Below are 14,959 nucleotides of genomic sequence, written 5' to 3' on the forward strand. Positions count from 1 at the left end.
TCAATCCTGCAAAGTGGGAATGCGGGTAGCGCAATGCGCCACGCAGCGTTCGATATCGGCGAAGTTATCCAGGCCGTACCAGAACACCTTCCAGCGGGCCTGCTTGAAGCAGCCGTCGGATTCCGCGTAGTAGAAATGATTGATGGCGTTGCCATGGCGCGAGCGCCAGAACAGCGTCGGGTTCTCGTCGCGCATCACCTGCCACACGGCGCGGCCAAGGCCTTCGCCCTGGGCGTCGTCCAGCACGGCGAACTTGTCGAGGTAGGCGAAGCCATCTTCCTGCGTGAGCACCATCGCTGCGCGGTAGTTCTCCGACACATACAGGCGATAGAGATTCGTGCGCTCGAAGTAGTCCGGCACCAGGGTGCGGCCGAAGCTGGACTCGATCAACGAGGTCATCCGCTCAAGGTCCACGCCCTCCCACGAATCGAAGCGCAGCACGCGCTCGCCACGGCGCACAAGCGTGCCCGAGCCCTTGTGGGTGAACAGTTCCTTCGCCAGATCGGCCGGGCGCGTGATCGACACCGACGACGTCAGCGGCAGATCATCCAGCAGGTCCTTGATCTGTTCGATCTTCAGGCGCATGCCCGAGTGCAGCCACGGCTGTTCCAGCAGCTGTTCGAACTCGGTGGAGAGGTTGATCGAATCGATGATGTTGCCGTCGCCGTCGAGCAGGCCGCCCGTGCCGGTCAGGAACACGATCTTGTACGGCTGAAGCACGCGGACCAGTTCGTTCGCGGCGAAATCGGCGTTGATGTTGAGGATCTGACCGGAGTCGGTCTCGCCCAGGCTCGCGATCACCGGGATGGACCCGGCGCGCAGGCTGGCTTCGATCGGCGCCAGGTTGATCGAACGCACCTTGCCGACCAGGCCAAGCTGGTCGGGATCGAGAAAATCGGCGGTGAACACGCCGGAGGGCACCGACGTGGCGCGCGTATCGACTTCCTGCAGGGCTTCGACCAGGCGCAGGTTCTGCGACTGAAACACCTTGCGCACGATGGCGAGGGCTTCCGGCGAGGTCACGCGCAGGCCGTTCACGGTCTTTTTGACGATGCCGGCAGCCGAGAGCTCCTCATCCAGCTGCGGGCCCGCACCGTGCAGCACGATCGGCGTCAGGCCCACCTGCTGCAGGAACGAGAGCGACGAGGTGAGGTCGGCCAGTTCATCACGCAGCACGGCGCCGCCCACCTTCACCACCGCGAAGCGCTTGGCGTCAAGCTGGGAGAAGCGCTTGAGGTACTGCTGGATCTCGCGCGCGCTGCCCATGGCACCGAGCAGGCGGACGATGGTTTTACGGGTGTGCTTGTTAGATTCCACGATCAACGATCCGGTGGATGGTCTGGGCGTAGTGGGCGAGCTGGTCGAGGGCTACCCACTCGTCGGCGGTGTGGGCCTGGGCGATATCCCCCGGACCGTACACGAACGAGATGTAGCCCGCCTTGGAGAACAATGCGGATTCGGTCCAGAAGTCCACGGCGTTGCCGACCGGGATCTCCAGCTCATCGGCGAGATCTCGCGCAGCGAGGCGGCGAGCCTCGGCCGTTGCGGTGTCGCCTGCCGGCAGCGAATCGCCGCGGAAGGTTTCACCGAACTCGACCGGGTGCGGCTCGACCAGCGTGCGGAAGGTCTCGAGCAGCTTGTCCGCGTCCATCGACGGCAGCGGGCGGAAGCCGAAACGCACATCGGCGGTCGGGGCGATCATGTTCGCCTTGATCCCGCCTTCGATCTTGCCGACGTTAAAGCGCAGACCGGTCAGGCCGCCAAAACGCTCGTGCGACAGGGCCTGCACGTGATCGAGCGCAGCAGCACCCCAGCGGATCGCCTGGTGCAGCGCGCTATCCGACGGGGTCTGCTCGCCGGAGGCATGCGCCGCGCGGCCCTTGAACTGCATCTGCACCGAGTGGATGCCGCGATGCGCCAGCACCGCCTCACCCTTGGTCGGCTCGGCAACGATGATCGCATCGTAAGCCGGCTTGTCCTTGAGGAAGCCGGCGATGCAGCGTGCGTCGTTGGCTTCTTCGTCGGTGGAGAGCAGCAGCGCCATGTCGCCGTTCGAGGCGTTCGCAACGGCCACGAGCGCCGCGGCGGCGCCCTTGATATCGCACGCGCCGAGGCCGATGGCCCGGTCTTCCGTCACGCGCAGTTCGTGCGGGTTAGCGGACCAGTGCGGGCTATCCGGCACCGTGTCCAGATGCACGTTGAACAGCACTTTCGGCTTGCCGCGCACGGCGTAAAGATTCACCGCGCCCGCGCCGAAATCGGTCACCTGCACGTCGAACCCCGGAAGGTTCGCGCGCAGGTAGTCGAAGATGCCGCCCGTGCCGATCTCACGCGGCGGGTTGCGCGTATCGAACGATACGAGCGCGCGCAGGTGGTCGAGGGTTTCCTTCAGGAGCTTATCCATGGGCCTCGATCACTTGCCGCCGTTGGCGCGATCGACTTCCGCCCAGATCGTCGAGCTCATGCCGTAGAGCTTGATGAAGCCCTCGGCCTCGGCGACGCCCCAGTCGGCAGCCTGCGCATAGGTCGCCTTCTTCGAGTGCAGCAGGTTCTTCGATTCCACCTTCACGGCGTACACGGTGCCGCCACGGGTTTCGATGATGACCTTGCCATCGACCTTGCGCTGGGTGCTGACCAGGTAGGCTTCCAGGTCGGCCTTGATCGGGTCGTTGAAGAAGCCTTCGTAAGCCACTTCGGTCCACTTGCGGCCGATCTCCGGCTTGAAGCGGTTCTGCTGCTTCGACAGCACGGTCTCTTCCAGCGCACGGTGCGCGGTGAGCAGCGCGGTGAGTGCCGGTGCTTCGAACACGATGCGGCCCTTCAGGCCGATGTTGGTGTCGCCGGTGTACAGGCTACGACCCACGCCGTACTTGGCCAGCTCGCGGTTGAGGAAGCCGAGGATCTCCGGACCGGTCGCCGCCTTGCCGTTGAGCGTGGTGGCCACGCCCTTGTCGAAGCCGAGCTCGATGCGCAGCGGTTCGGACGGCCATTCGGCGCGCGGTGCGCACCAGGCCACGGCGCCCTCTTCCGGGATTTCCCATGCATCGATCTCGCCGCCGGAGATGGTCACACCCAGCACGTTCTCGTTGATGGTGTAGTGCTTGGTCTTGGCGCGGACTTCGAAGCCCTTGTCTTCGAGGTACTTCTGCTCGTAGGCGCGGACCTGGGTGTGCTCGCGCTGGATCTCGCGGATCGGGGCGATGATCGTGTAATCGCCGAGCGCCTTCACGGTCAGGTCGAAACGGACCTGGTCGTTGCCCATGCCGGTGCAGCCGTGGGCGAACAGCTTGGTGCCCAGCTCGTCGCAACGCTCCAGCGAGGCCTTCACGATGAGGTAGCGATCGGAGACCAGCAGCGGGTACTGGCCCTGGTAGAACTCACCGGCCCAGATCAGCGGGGTGACGAAGCTATCCCAGATCGCCTGCGAGGCATCGACCGTGCGGTGCGAGGCAGCGCCCAGTTCGTGCGCACGCTGTTCGATGTACTCACGCTCTTCGGCAGAGACGCCGCCGGTATCGACGAACACGGTGTGCACGGCGTAGCCGCGCTCCATCAGGTAGGGGACGCAGAAGCTGGTGTCGAGGCCGCCCGAGAAGGCGAGGACGATATCTTTGCTGGACATGCTGGCTCCGGAGAATGTTTAGAAGAGAAGGCTTAAAAGAAGGGACAAAAGGCGGGACGAATCAAAAACCGAGGCCGGACTTCACGCCCGGCTGCGACATGAGCGAGGCCATGACGGCCTTCTGGACATGCAGGCGGTTTTCCGCCTCGTCCACGGCGATGCAGGCCGGCGAATCCATCACCGCATCCGTCGCCTTGATATTCCGGCGCAGCGGGAGGCAGTGGCTGAAGAGGCCGTTGTTGGTGAGGGCCATCTTGGCCTCGTCGACGATGAAGTGCTTGTTCGCATCGCGAATCGCCTTCTCTTCATCCCAGCGGCCGAAGTATGGGAGCGCACCCCAGCTCTTGGCGTAGATCACGTGCGCGCCACTGTAGGCGGCCTCGATATCGTGCGAGACCTGCAGCGAACCGCCGTTTTCCTTCGCGTTCTGCGCGGCGAAATCCATGTAGCGCTGGTCCAGGATGTATTCCGGGGTCGGGCACAACAGGGTCACGTCCATGCCCATCTTGGTCGCGATGAGCAGGGCCGAGTTGGCCACGGCGGTGTTCAGCGGCTTCGGGTGGTAGGTCCATGTCAGGACGTACTTCTTGTTCTGCAAGTCACCCAGGTGCTCCTTCATGGCCAGCGCGTGGGCCAGCTCCTGGCAGGGGTGGGTGATGGTTTCCATGTTGATGACCGGCACCGTCGCGTACTGGGCGAAGGCCTTGAGCACTTTGTCCTGGCGATCGACCTGCCAGTCCTGGAACTTGGGGAAGGCGCGGACGGCGATCAGGTCGACATAGCGCGAGAGCACGCGGGCCACCTCGGCGATGTGCTCCTCGGTGTCGCCATCCATGACCGTGCCCACCTCGAACTCGATGGGCCATGCGTCCTTGCCCGGGGCGAGCACCACGGCGTGGCCGCCCAGCTGGAACGCGCCGATCTCAAAGCTCGTGCGAGTGCGCATGCTGGGGTTGAAGAACAGCAGCGCGATGGCCTTGCCAGCCAGCTGTTTGCCCTGGGGCGAGCGCTTGAATTCGGCGGCCTGCGCGAGCAGGGCGTCGATTTCGGCGCGGCTGTAGTCCGTGGTGTTGAGGAAGTGGCGAACGGTCATGGCTATCCAGATCGGTCGGTGGCCTGGTGGGGCCGTGGGAAGAATGGTGAATCCGAAACGAAAAAACCCGGCACGGGGCCGGGTTTTTTAGTCGATGCGAATGAAATGCGTGCGACAGCCTACCCGGCCGAGTGTCCGATGTACGGTCGACGAGCACGGGACGTCATCCCTGCGGCCATGCGGGCGCTGGTATAGACGTTCGAGGTGTAGTCGGCGTGGGACACGGCTGGGTTTCAAATAGGTGAAGCCTCGATAATGCCGTGGATTGGTGCGGTGCGCAACTGCCTGGGGCACTTGGCCGTCCAAATGCCCCGAAATGGCTCGCCTTCGGCTTCGCGGGTCTCGGCCTGCGGCCATCGCGCTAGCGCTCGGGCGTCTCCGGAAAGAGGCCTTGGGGCCCACCCTCGCTGCTCAGACAGGTCCTCCGCGTTCGCTGTAGGAGCCCACCCCGTGGGCGACATCTTTCGCGTCAACGCTCAGGCCCTGCGCCCATCCCAACCAATCAAAAGCAAGACACCGCAAGTAAACCCGCTCGCCTCACTGCGCCGAGGCAAGCGCCGTGGCCGGCATGGTCGACACGCTAGTCGTTACCATCGCCCCCATCGTCAGCACGCTCAGCAGGACGGCAACGGCAAAGAAGGTCTTCAGCAGGAAGGTTTCGGTTTTCATGGCCAGTCTCCGTGGTTTGGCAGGTGGGCGTTGGCGCCCTTCGCCAGAGAGATTGCATTGGCCGTGCCAACCGCCGATCGGCCCAAAAACCCGCGCCACAGCGCCTTTTCCGCCGGATCTCACACCGCGCCTATCGATGTCCGCGGACAGCCAGTTGTCCGCCCGAATGCGTCCGCCCGCTGTAGGAGCCCACCCTGTGGGCGACGCCGTTCGCGACACCCTACCGATCTTGCGTTGTCCCGCCTTTGATCGATCGTGATCCGAGCCAGGGCCTCGGCGTCGAGGCGAAAGATGTCGCCCACAGGGTGGGCTCCTACAACGGGGGTGTTCGCCTTGAGGTACGGCACGCGCTTTCCCGCCCTGCCACCTCGGTGTGTCCGGGAGGCCTTGGGGCCCACCCTCGAGGCGAGTTCCGCACAAGAGAGCGGCCGTAGGCCAAATAGATACACATGCGCCGGAGGCGCACTCCGGTACGAACGCGGAGGACCTGTCTGAGCAGCGAGGGTGGGCCCCAAGGCCTCTTCCCAGAGGCGCCCGAGCGCGAGGCGGCGCGAGCCGCTGGTCACATGCATTCGCGCCAGCGAATGAACCGCTTCAGCAACGCGATGCCAAAGACGAGCCCACTCGAACAGCCACAAAAAAGGCCGCGATCGCTCGCGGCCTTTTTCGTCTGCCTTGCCGGAACCGTCAGTCGGCCGGCGAGACGCTCACGCGGACGCGGAGGCGCTCGCCCGGGTCGTAGTTCAGGCGCGAGACGTAGACCTCACCGCGGTAGCGGTACTCCACGTCATAGCCCGCGATGCGGCGCTGCTCGGTCACCGAGCTCACGTCGCGGCAGCGGGTCTCCGTGCCCTGGTACACCGTATCGCCACTACGCGACACGTTATTGCCGACCACGCCACCGGCCACGGCACCCGCCACGGTCGCGGCACGGCGGCCATCGCCCTTGCCGACCGTATTGCCGAGGACACCGCCCACGACGGCACCAAGGATGGTGCCAGCGGCGCTGCCGCTACCCTGCTGCCGGGTCGTCACCTGCTGGTCGTAGCACTCCTGACGCGGGGTCTCCACGCGGGCCACGCCGTACACCGGATCGACGCGCAGCACATCGGCCCAGCCAAAGTGGGTGTTGTCATCCCCGCCCTGCTGGGGCGGCGGCGGAGGCGGCCCGTAACGATCCTGGGCACTGGCACCGGAAGCGAAAACCGCGAGGATCAGCGCGGGGATAAGCAGGCGAGACATGTAGGAAAACCTCCAGCCAGGCGCGAGAGAGCGCCTACTGGGTGATATTTCATCAAGATCACGCTGAATCCACGCTTAGGTCTCCCGGGCCGGGCGCGAAGATCTCCTGTCAACCGAATCCCGCGTCGCGCGTGCACGGCAAGGCCCCGGCCTTGCTACTATTTCAGGCCGGCCCAGGCCGCCGGCCCGCCCCGCATGGACACCTGATGACGATCTCGCTCTACAACACCCTGACGCGCCGCACGGAGGCGTTCGCCCCGCTCGATCCGAACCGGGTGACCATGTACGTCTGCGGGCCCACCGTCTACAACTACATCCATATCGGGAACGCCCGCCCGCCCGTCGTGTTCGACGTGCTGGCGAGCCTGCTGCGCCGCCATTTTCCCAAGCTCGTCTACGCCCGGAACATCACCGACGTCGACGACAAGATCAACAACGCCGCGGCCGCCGCCGGGGTACCGATCACCGAAATCACCGGCCGCTTCGCCCAGGCTTACCGCGATGACATCGCGAAGCTGGGCGTGGCTCCGCCCGACGTGGAGCCGCACGCCACGGCACACATCGCCGAGATCATCACCATGATCCAGCGCCTGATTGCCTCGAAGCACGCCTATGAGGCCGAGGGCCATGTGCTGTTCCACGTGGCCTCCTATCCCGCTTATGGCGCCCTCTCCGGTCGCGACCCGGATGAGCTGATCGCCGGTGCCCGCGTCGAGGTAGCCCCGTACAAGAAGGACGCCGGCGATTTCGTCCTGTGGAAGCCCTCCGACGAGACCCTCCCCGGCTGGGACAGCCCCTGGGGCCGTGGCCGCCCGGGCTGGCACATCGAGTGCTCGGCCATGAGCGAGGCCCACCTGGGCGAGACCATCGATATCCACGCCGGCGGCGTCGATCTCACCTTCCCGCACCACGAGAACGAGATCGCCCAGAGCGTCTGCGCCCACGGCGGCAAGCCGTTCGCCCGGTTCTGGCTGCACAACGGCATGCTGACCTTCGACGGCAAGAAGATGTCGAAGTCGCTGGGTAACGTGCTCCAGCTCCATGAGTTGCTCACCAAGCACTCGGGCGAGGCCCTGCGCCTGCTGCTGCTGCGTGGGCACTACCGCCAGCCCCTTGATTGGTCGGATGCCGCCCTTACCCAGTCGGTACGCACGCTGGATGGCTGGTACGGTGTCCTGCGCGACCTGGCCGACGTGCCCCCGGGCGCCTTCGTGGTGCCCGAGGCGGTGGAAGCGGCCTTGTGCGACGACCTGAACACGCCTCAGGCGCTGGCGGAGCTCTCCCAGCTCGCCGACGCCGCACGGCGCGCCACGGGCGATGAGCGCATCGCGGCCAAGGCCGCCCTGCTTGGTGGCGGCGCCCTGCTGGGCCTGCTCCAGCAGGATCCGGAAGCCTGGTTCCAGCAGGGCAACCCGGGCGATGCCGTCGATGCCGCGATGGTCGAAGCATTGCTCGAAGAGCGCCGCGCCGCCCGTGCGGCCAAGGACTTTGCCCGGTCCGACGCCATCCGCGACCAGTTGAAGGCGCTGGGCGTCACCATTGAAGACGGTGCGCAGGGCACGCGCTGGAGCGTAGTGAAGGCATGAACAACGTCGTTGAACCGCAGGAATCCACCGCGGCCGAAGCACAGGCCGCCATTGCCGAGGAATTCGCGTTCTTCGGTGACTGGACCGAGCGTTACCAGTACCTGATCGACCTGGGCAAGCAGTTGCCTGCCTTCCCGGGCGCACAGAAGAATGAGGAAAACCGCATCCACGGCTGTCAGTCGATGGTGTGGCTGATCCCCTCGGGCAATGCCTCGCGAATGTATTTCGAAGCGACCAGCGATTCAGCCATCGTATCGGGCCTGATCGCCCTGCTGCTGCGCGTGTACTCCGGTCGCTCGGCGCAGGAGATCGTCGACACCGAGCCGACCTACATCCAGGAGATCGGCCTGGCGAAGCATCTCTCCCCCACCCGGTCGAATGGCCTGGTGGCCATGCTGGCTAAGGTGAAGGCCTACGCCGCTGCCGCCCTGGCCTGACAGCAATCCGCCGTAGGAGCTCACCCTGTGAGCGACGCCGTTCGCGAAAGAGCCACAGGGCCTGAAGCGGTATCGCGAAAGAGCCACAGGGCCTGAAGCGGTATCGCGAAAGATGTCGCCCACAGGGTGGGCTCCTACATGGCTGCGCGGGCCCTGACTTCAGCGAAGCTCTGGTCTTTCAATAGCACGCCGTTTTCCCAGATGGTTTCCATCGCGTGCTCCCAGCCGTGGTCGAGCGCCATGTCTTCCACGCGCTCCACGCCTTCGGGGATCGGCACGGTTTTCCACGTGCCGTACTCGCGATGGCGGATGAGCGTGAGGCGACCGCGCTGTGAGAACTTGCCGGCATCGGTAACGGGCGCCTTGAACACATCGACCCACACGCCATCGATCCGGGCGGCTGAGCACTTCAGCGCGAATTTCTGCGTGTCGCGGTCCACCTTCTGCAACAGCGCACCGCCCATGCCAAACGCGATGTTGTCGGCGGAATAACCCGCGCCGGTGATTCGTTCCAGGATCGCGCGAATACTCTGCGGGTTCACCCCATCGCCCTGGATGACGCGCACGTGGTTGAGCACCTTGTAGCCCTTGCCGTTCACCGTGCAACTGAAGGCCTCATCGAGCAGGGTCAGGCACTGGTGGACCACTTCCACCGGATCGCCCGAATCGGGGCGCACGACCAGGGTGCCGCCCGAGGCAATCACTTCCTCACGCAGCGCCTTACCCCAGTGTTCGCGGATCGCATGGAAGATGTCGTAGCTGTCCGAGACCACGGCGACCAGCGATCCCGGTTTCGCGAACTGGCGGAGCATATTGCGATACGCATCGACCTCTCGCTCACGACCCCAGCTCGTGATGGTGCTGTGCTCGGCGGCGGGAATCGAGAAGCCCGCCATCGGCTCACCATAGAAGGCCCGTGCGGCCAACACGCCCTGCACGGTGTCGGTGCCCATGAAGTTCACGAGATGGGCCATGCCGCCCAGGGCGGCGGATTCCGCACTCGATACGCCGCGTGCGCCGAAGTCATGCAGCTTGAACAGCAGCTGCCCTGCCGGGTCGTCACTGGTCTGCTCGAGGAAGGCGGCGATCGTGCGCTTCACCTGCCAGCTCAAGGTCGCCACCGTCACCGGGTACCAGAGGCGCAGCAGCAGGGTCTCCAGGTAGCTCGGTAGCCAGAACGCCTCCGGATCCGTCGACTCGATCGTGACCAGCGCCTGGTGCGTCGGCACCACGCTGCCCTCGGGCACGGCGCGGATGCGCATGGGCATGCGGCCGCCGTGCACATCGACGATGCGGCGCCAGCCAGCGTCATTGAACGGCTCGCCATGCGCAGCGAAGAAATCGCGCGCCTCGTCGACATCGGCGTGAGTCACCGGAGTGCTGAGCCAGCCCTTCAGGATGGCCTGCAGCCCGAAGAACACCGTGCGGTCGTACATGCCACCGCGCGATTCCACGTAGAAGAACGTGCGATCGGTACCCGGCGGGTACTGCAACCAGTGGCTGGCCTTGTAGCTGTCGGTATTGAGGATGAGGTTCTGCAGGGCTGGGAACATCGGGATTCCTTGGAACGTCAAACAAAAAACCCCGCCATGATGGCGGGGTTTTCAGGGGGTACGACGCCTGCGGCGTTTAGTCGCCCATCTGCTTCTGCAGGTGCTCGCGGCGCTCCTGCGCATCGAGCGAGAGGGTGGCGATGGGACGCGCATCGAGGCGGTCCACACCGATTTCCTCATCGGTCTCTTCACAGAAGCCGTAGCGGCCTTCCTCGATCCGGCGCAGCGCCTTGTCGATCTTGGAGATGAGCTTGCGGTAGCGGTCGCGGGTACGCAGTTCCAGCGAGTTCTCGGTCTCGCGGGTGGCGCGTTCGGCTTCGTCGCCCACGTCACGGACTTCCTCGCGGAGGTTGTCCATGGTCTGGCGCGACTCTTCGACGAGCTGCTCCCGCCATTCCTTCAGCTTGTTGCGGAAGTAGGCCAGGTGGCGAGGATTCATGTACTCCTCGTCGTTGCCCGGCCGGTAGCCCTTCGGCAGGTCGATGACAGTAGAAGCCGGCAGCGCATAGCGGCCGTCTTCGCGCGTGATTCCGTTTTCAAGTGTGGTGCTGTTCATGCTGGCTTGCGCGGACTTCTCGTTTCTGGATGGGGTAGCGCTGCCCACCGCGGACGCCTTGCGACCGGAGGCTGGGCTGGCGGCGGCCTGAGCCACCGGCGCCGGTGCGGGTGCCGGCGACGCCTTCACCTGCTGCTTTGGAGTGGCCTTGGCGGCGGTATGTTCCGCCACCGGGGCCGATTTCTTTGCGGGAGCGGGCGTGGCCTTGGGGGCCGGGGCCTTCGCCGCGGGTTTGGCTGGCGCCTTAGCGGCCGCCGTCTTCTTCACCGGCGCCGCCTTGGCAGGCGCCGTTTTGGCGGCTGCAGGTTTCGCCGCCGTCTTCGCAGGCGCCTTCTTCGCGGGCGCCGCAGCCTTCTTCGGGGCCGCCTTGGTCACGGCCTTCGCGGTTTTCGCCGCGGGCTTGGCCGCCGCGCCCACCGTTTTCTTCGCCGGTGCCTTGCCCCCGGCCACAACCGTCCTGGTCTTCGTCGCGTCACCTGCCCCGCCCTTCTTGGCGGCTGCCTTGGCAACGGTGGAGCTACGAGCGTCTTTCGCCATTTCCTTCACCTCGGTGGCCGTGGCGGCGGGGTGTTATAGCCCAGATGCGTTACCCCAGCAACCTATCTTCTGGGATACTGTTGGGTGCCCAACGCAGGCACCCCACCTGGCTAAGAGACAGTGACCCGCCTCCTCCTCTTCCTGTTGTCCCTCTACAAGCGGTGGCTTAGTCCCCTGCTAGGGGCCAATTGCCGGTTCCATCCATCCTGTTCCGATTACACGCGGATTGCCATAGCCCGGTTCGGCCCCATGCGGGGCTCGCTGCTGGGCGGCTGGCGCATCCTCCGTTGCCAGCCCCTCTGCGAGGGTGGCCACGATCCCGTTCCCGACCGTTTCGTCCTGCGCCGCTGCGGCGCCCAAGGAGCTCATACCCATGACTGATGCCTGGCTGATCAAAAACGCCGAACTCGTCAATGAAAACAAGCGGTTCAAAGCCGACGTCCGTATCCGCGACGGAAAAATCGCGACCATCGCGCAGGGACTGGAAAAAGAGCGTGATGAAGAAGTGATCGATGCCAGCGGCCTGTGGCTGTTCCCCGGCATGATCGATGACCAGGTGCATTTCCGTGAGCCAGGCCTCACCCAGAAGGCTGATCTCGCGACGGAATCGCGCGCCTGCGCGGCAGGCGGCATCACCAGCTTCATGGAAATGCCGAATACGAAGCCGCCCGCGCTCGATCGTGACAGCCTGGAATACAAGTACACCCTGGCCGCCGATAAATCGGTGGTGAACTACGCGTTCTACATGGGCGCCAGCAACGACAACCTCGAGCACATCCGCAAGCTCGACCCCAAGGCCGCGCCGGGCGTCAAGGTCTTCATGGGCGCTTCCACCGGCAACATGCTGGTCGATAATCCCGAGACGCTCGATGGCATCTTCCGCGACACGCCGGTGCCCATCATCACGCACTGCGAAGATACGCCGATGATCGATGCGAACCTTGCGAAGGCGCACGAAAAATACGGCGAGGACATCCCCGTGTGGGAACACCCGCATATCCGCTCGCGCGAAGCCTGCATCAAATCGACGCGCCTGGCGATCTCGCTGGCGAAGAAGCACAACACGCGCCTGCACGTGCTGCACATCTCCACCGCCGATGAGCTGGCGCTGTTCGAGCCGGGCCCGATCGAAGGCAAGCGGATCACCGCTGAGACCTGCGTGCACTTCCTGCATTTCGGCGGCAAGGCCGATTACGAGGAAAAGGGCTCCTTCATCAAGTGCAACCCGGCGATCAAGGAAGAAAGCGATCGCGAGGCGATCACCAAGGCCCTGGCCGAAGGCCGCCTGGACGTACTGGCCACGGACCATGCCCCGCACCTGCTGGAAGAAAAGGAGCAGAAGTACGACAAGGCGCCGTCCGGCCTGCCGCTGGTGCAGTTCGCCCTGCAGGCCGCGCTGCAGCGGGTAACGGAAGGCAAGCTCACGCTCGAGCGCGTGATCGAAACCGTGTGCCACAACCCGGCGAAGTTGTTCAACGTGGCCAATCGCGGCTTCCTGCGCGAAGGCTACGCGGCCGACCTGGTCCTCGTGGATCCGAACAAGCCGCACACCGTCACTCGCGAGGAAGTGCTTTCGAAATGCGGCTGGTCGCCGTTCGAGGGCTATACGTTCAGCAGCAGCATCGCCTCGACCTTTGTTAACGGGCAGCGTGTGTTTGATGGCAAGACCGTGGACGAAAACGTGCGCGGGCAGCGGTTGGCCTTTGATCGATGAGAAAAATCGCAAGGGAATGCGGGGTGGTCGCTAGCCTTGATCGCGTGCAAGCACGCTCCTATGAGGCGGCCGGGGCTCGTGTGGGAGCGCGCTTGCGCGCGATGCTCCTGGCCGCGCCGCTGCTACTCGCCGGCACCGCGACCGCTGCGACGTCCGACGTTCCCACCACGATGTCCCAGGGCGCCCTGGTCATCGCCCACGCCCCGCCCGGTACGCCGGTGCGGGTCAACGGCAAGGCCGTCCACGTAGGCGCTGATGGCGTCTTCGTGTTCGGTGCGAGTCGTGATGAAAAGGGCCCATTGGTCGTCGACGTGGGCGGGCATAGCACCCGCGTGGCGGTCACACCGCGCGATTGGCCGATTGAACGCGTGGAGGGCGTGCCACCGAAGACGGTGAATCCGCCGCCGGAAATCGCCGCGCGGATCGAGCGTGAACAAGCGCTGGTGGTGGCCGCACGCAACCGAGACGACACCCGCGAGGATTTCGACCACGGCTTCATCTGGCCGGTGACCGGCCGCATCAGTGGACGCTTCGGCAATCAGCGCATCTACAACGGGGATCCGAAAGCACCGCATTCCGGCATGGATATCGCGGTGCCGGAAGGCACGCCGGTGAAGGCACCGGCGGCGGGAGTGATCACCTTTGCCCAGCCGGATCTTTATCTCACCGGCGGCACGGTACTGCTGGATCACGGCTTTGGCCTGTCATCCAACTTCCTGCACCTGTCGCGTATCGACGTGAAGGTGGGCCAGCATGTGCAGCAGGGTCAGGTGATCGGCGCGGCCGGCAAAACCGGGCGGGCCACCGGGCCGCATGTGCACTGGGGGTTCAACTGGTTTGGGGTAAGGCTGGATCCGTTGTTGTTGCCGGGAATCCAGGCGCCCTGAGGGCTTACCGACCACGTAGGAGCCCACCCTGTGGGCGACGCCGTTCGCGAAAGAGCCACAATTACCTGTGGCGCTGCTGCGAAAGATGTCGCCCACAGGGTGGGCTCCTACCGGTTTGGTGGCGCTTTAGCGTGCCTTGCTGGCAAACGCCACCGCGTCATGCGGGTGCAGGCTTTCGTGGTGGGCAACGCGAACGTGGAAGTCGGCGATGCCGGCGTCGGCTTCCAGCGTCTTCTGGATGCGGCGGGCGGCATCCTCGCAGAACATCAGGTTGCTGCCGTTGGCCAGCGCGAAGGCCTGCTCGTCGGCGCGCTTCACCGCGGTCTGCACCGGGGTGCCGAGCGCGGTTTCCACGTTGTCGATCATGCCGATCAGGTTGAACACGCCCTCGCCCTTCGGCGCCACGCGGATCGTCGCGGTACTACGCTGAGCGTGCGGGGTCGCGATAACGCCCTGCTCCGTGCCAAGCCACGCGAGGATCGTTTCACGATCCAATGCCAGGTCCGCCGGGAACGACTTGGCGAAGTTGTCCTGGATCAGCTGGCGCGACAGCGCGGCCGACGCCGGGCACGTGGAGGAATAGACCACATCGGTCGTGACCTCGAGATGGAACTGCTCGCCACGCAGCGTCGCATCAATGGTGATCGGGTAAGCGCGCCAGCCGCTGTTGTCGCTGCGCAGCGCACGGCGACGCACGAGGTGCTCGAAACCGATGGTGATGCGCGCGTGGTCCGAAAGCCCTTCGTGCGAGGAAAGGAATTCACCCAGCAACGCACGGATACCGGACACGGTGAGGGGGCCTGCGGAAAGCGCCTCCGAGACCAGCAGGTACAGGCGTGACATGTGGATGCCACGCTTCTCCGGCTTGGTGAGGTTCACGAAAGCACCGACGCGCGCGCCCGTTGAACGGACGTCGCCGTCACCGGCATCGAACGCTACCGGCATTTCCATGCCATCCATGCCGACCCAGTCGAGCGCGCCGTGTACCAGTGCGTGCTCCTGCGAAGCGACATCGGGGAGCAGGCGGGTCGGGGAATCTTGGATGTACATCAGGGTTTCCTTG

Annotated in this window: 14 protein-coding genes; 5 read left to right on the forward strand and 9 right to left on the reverse strand. The window is 65.0% G+C overall.

The window, feature by feature from the left end; translation table 11 throughout:
* The 6 genes from L2Y96_RS15265 to L2Y96_RS15285 all read right to left on the reverse strand — a co-directional run bounded on the left by L2Y96_RS15265 (position 1) and on the right by L2Y96_RS15285 (position 6,626).
* Positions 1–1,266 (reverse strand): acetylglutamate kinase, encoded by a 1,266-nt coding sequence (locus L2Y96_RS15265; RefSeq protein ID WP_425492626.1) that lies wholly within the window; start codon positions 1,264–1,266, stop codon positions 1–3.
* Positions 1,267–1,306: 40 nt separating this feature from the next.
* Positions 1,307–2,404 (reverse strand): acetylornithine deacetylase, encoded by a 1,098-nt coding sequence (locus L2Y96_RS15270; protein ID WP_247327958.1) that lies wholly within the window; start codon positions 2,402–2,404, stop codon positions 1,307–1,309.
* Between the two features lie 9 nt (positions 2,405–2,413).
* Complete coding sequence (locus tag L2Y96_RS15275) at positions 2,414–3,622, reverse strand: argininosuccinate synthase (protein WP_247327959.1); 1,209 nt, start codon at positions 3,620–3,622, stop codon at positions 2,414–2,416.
* Positions 3,623–3,683: 61 nt separating this feature from the next.
* Entirely contained in the window at positions 3,684–4,715 is a 1,032-nt protein-coding gene (locus L2Y96_RS15280) for an N-acetylornithine carbamoyltransferase (RefSeq protein WP_247327960.1), read from the reverse strand.
* Between the two features lie 537 nt (positions 4,716–5,252).
* Positions 5,253–5,384 (reverse strand): hypothetical protein, encoded by a 132-nt coding sequence (locus tag L2Y96_RS22925; RefSeq protein ID WP_256452191.1) that lies wholly within the window; start codon positions 5,382–5,384, stop codon positions 5,253–5,255.
* A 687-nt stretch (positions 5,385–6,071) separates the two neighbouring features.
* Positions 6,072–6,626 (reverse strand): glycine zipper 2TM domain-containing protein, encoded by a 555-nt coding sequence (locus L2Y96_RS15285; protein ID WP_247327961.1) that lies wholly within the window; start codon positions 6,624–6,626, stop codon positions 6,072–6,074.
* Between the two features lie 206 nt (positions 6,627–6,832).
* On the opposite strand from L2Y96_RS15285, the gene cysS reads away from it, so the two are divergent.
* Together cysS and L2Y96_RS15295 are read left to right on the forward strand one after the other, a co-directional pair.
* On the forward strand, positions 6,833–8,212 hold the full coding sequence (gene cysS, locus L2Y96_RS15290) for a cysteine--tRNA ligase (RefSeq protein ID WP_247327962.1): 1,380 nt from the start codon (positions 6,833–6,835) through the stop codon (positions 8,210–8,212).
* Entirely contained in the window at positions 8,209–8,649 is a 441-nt protein-coding gene (locus L2Y96_RS15295; protein WP_247327963.1) for a SufE family protein, read from the forward strand. The genes cysS and L2Y96_RS15295 overlap by 4 nt, the downstream gene beginning before the upstream one ends.
* Positions 8,650–8,783: 134 nt before the next feature.
* Here the strand turns inward: L2Y96_RS15295 and L2Y96_RS15300 are convergent, their stop codons facing one another.
* Complete coding sequence (locus L2Y96_RS15300; RefSeq protein WP_247327964.1) at positions 8,784–10,202, reverse strand: nicotinate phosphoribosyltransferase; 1,419 nt, start codon at positions 10,200–10,202, stop codon at positions 8,784–8,786.
* Between the two features lie 76 nt (positions 10,203–10,278).
* On the reverse strand, positions 10,279–11,295 hold the full coding sequence (gene dksA, locus L2Y96_RS15305) for an RNA polymerase-binding protein DksA (RefSeq protein ID WP_247327965.1): 1,017 nt from the start codon (positions 11,293–11,295) through the stop codon (positions 10,279–10,281).
* 120 nt (positions 11,296–11,415) lie between these two features.
* Here dksA and yidD point away from each other — a divergent pair, with 120 nt between their 5' ends.
* The 3 genes from yidD (at position 11,416) to L2Y96_RS15320 (ending at position 13,896) form a co-directional block, all read left to right on the forward strand.
* On the forward strand, positions 11,416–11,676 hold the full coding sequence (gene yidD, locus L2Y96_RS15310) for a membrane protein insertion efficiency factor YidD (protein WP_247327966.1): 261 nt from the start codon (positions 11,416–11,418) through the stop codon (positions 11,674–11,676).
* A complete protein-coding gene (locus L2Y96_RS15315; RefSeq protein ID WP_247327967.1) occupies positions 11,669–13,009 on the forward strand; it encodes a dihydroorotase in 1,341 nt (446 codons plus the stop codon). Before yidD ends, L2Y96_RS15315 begins: the two co-directional genes overlap by 8 nt.
* Positions 13,010–13,110: 101 nt before the next feature.
* Entirely contained in the window at positions 13,111–13,896 is a 786-nt protein-coding gene (locus tag L2Y96_RS15320) for a M23 family metallopeptidase (protein WP_247337065.1), read from the forward strand.
* A gap of 126 nt (positions 13,897–14,022) precedes the next feature.
* On the opposite strand, the gene folE2 is transcribed toward L2Y96_RS15320, so the two are convergent.
* Positions 14,023–14,946, reverse strand: coding sequence for a GTP cyclohydrolase FolE2 (folE2, locus tag L2Y96_RS15325; RefSeq protein ID WP_247327968.1), 924 nt, complete (start codon positions 14,944–14,946; stop codon positions 14,023–14,025).
* Positions 14,947–14,959 lie beyond the last annotated feature (13 nt).

Source organism: Luteibacter aegosomaticola, assembly GCF_023078475.1.
GTDB classification, from domain to species: domain Bacteria; phylum Pseudomonadota; class Gammaproteobacteria; order Xanthomonadales; family Rhodanobacteraceae; genus Luteibacter; species Luteibacter aegosomaticola.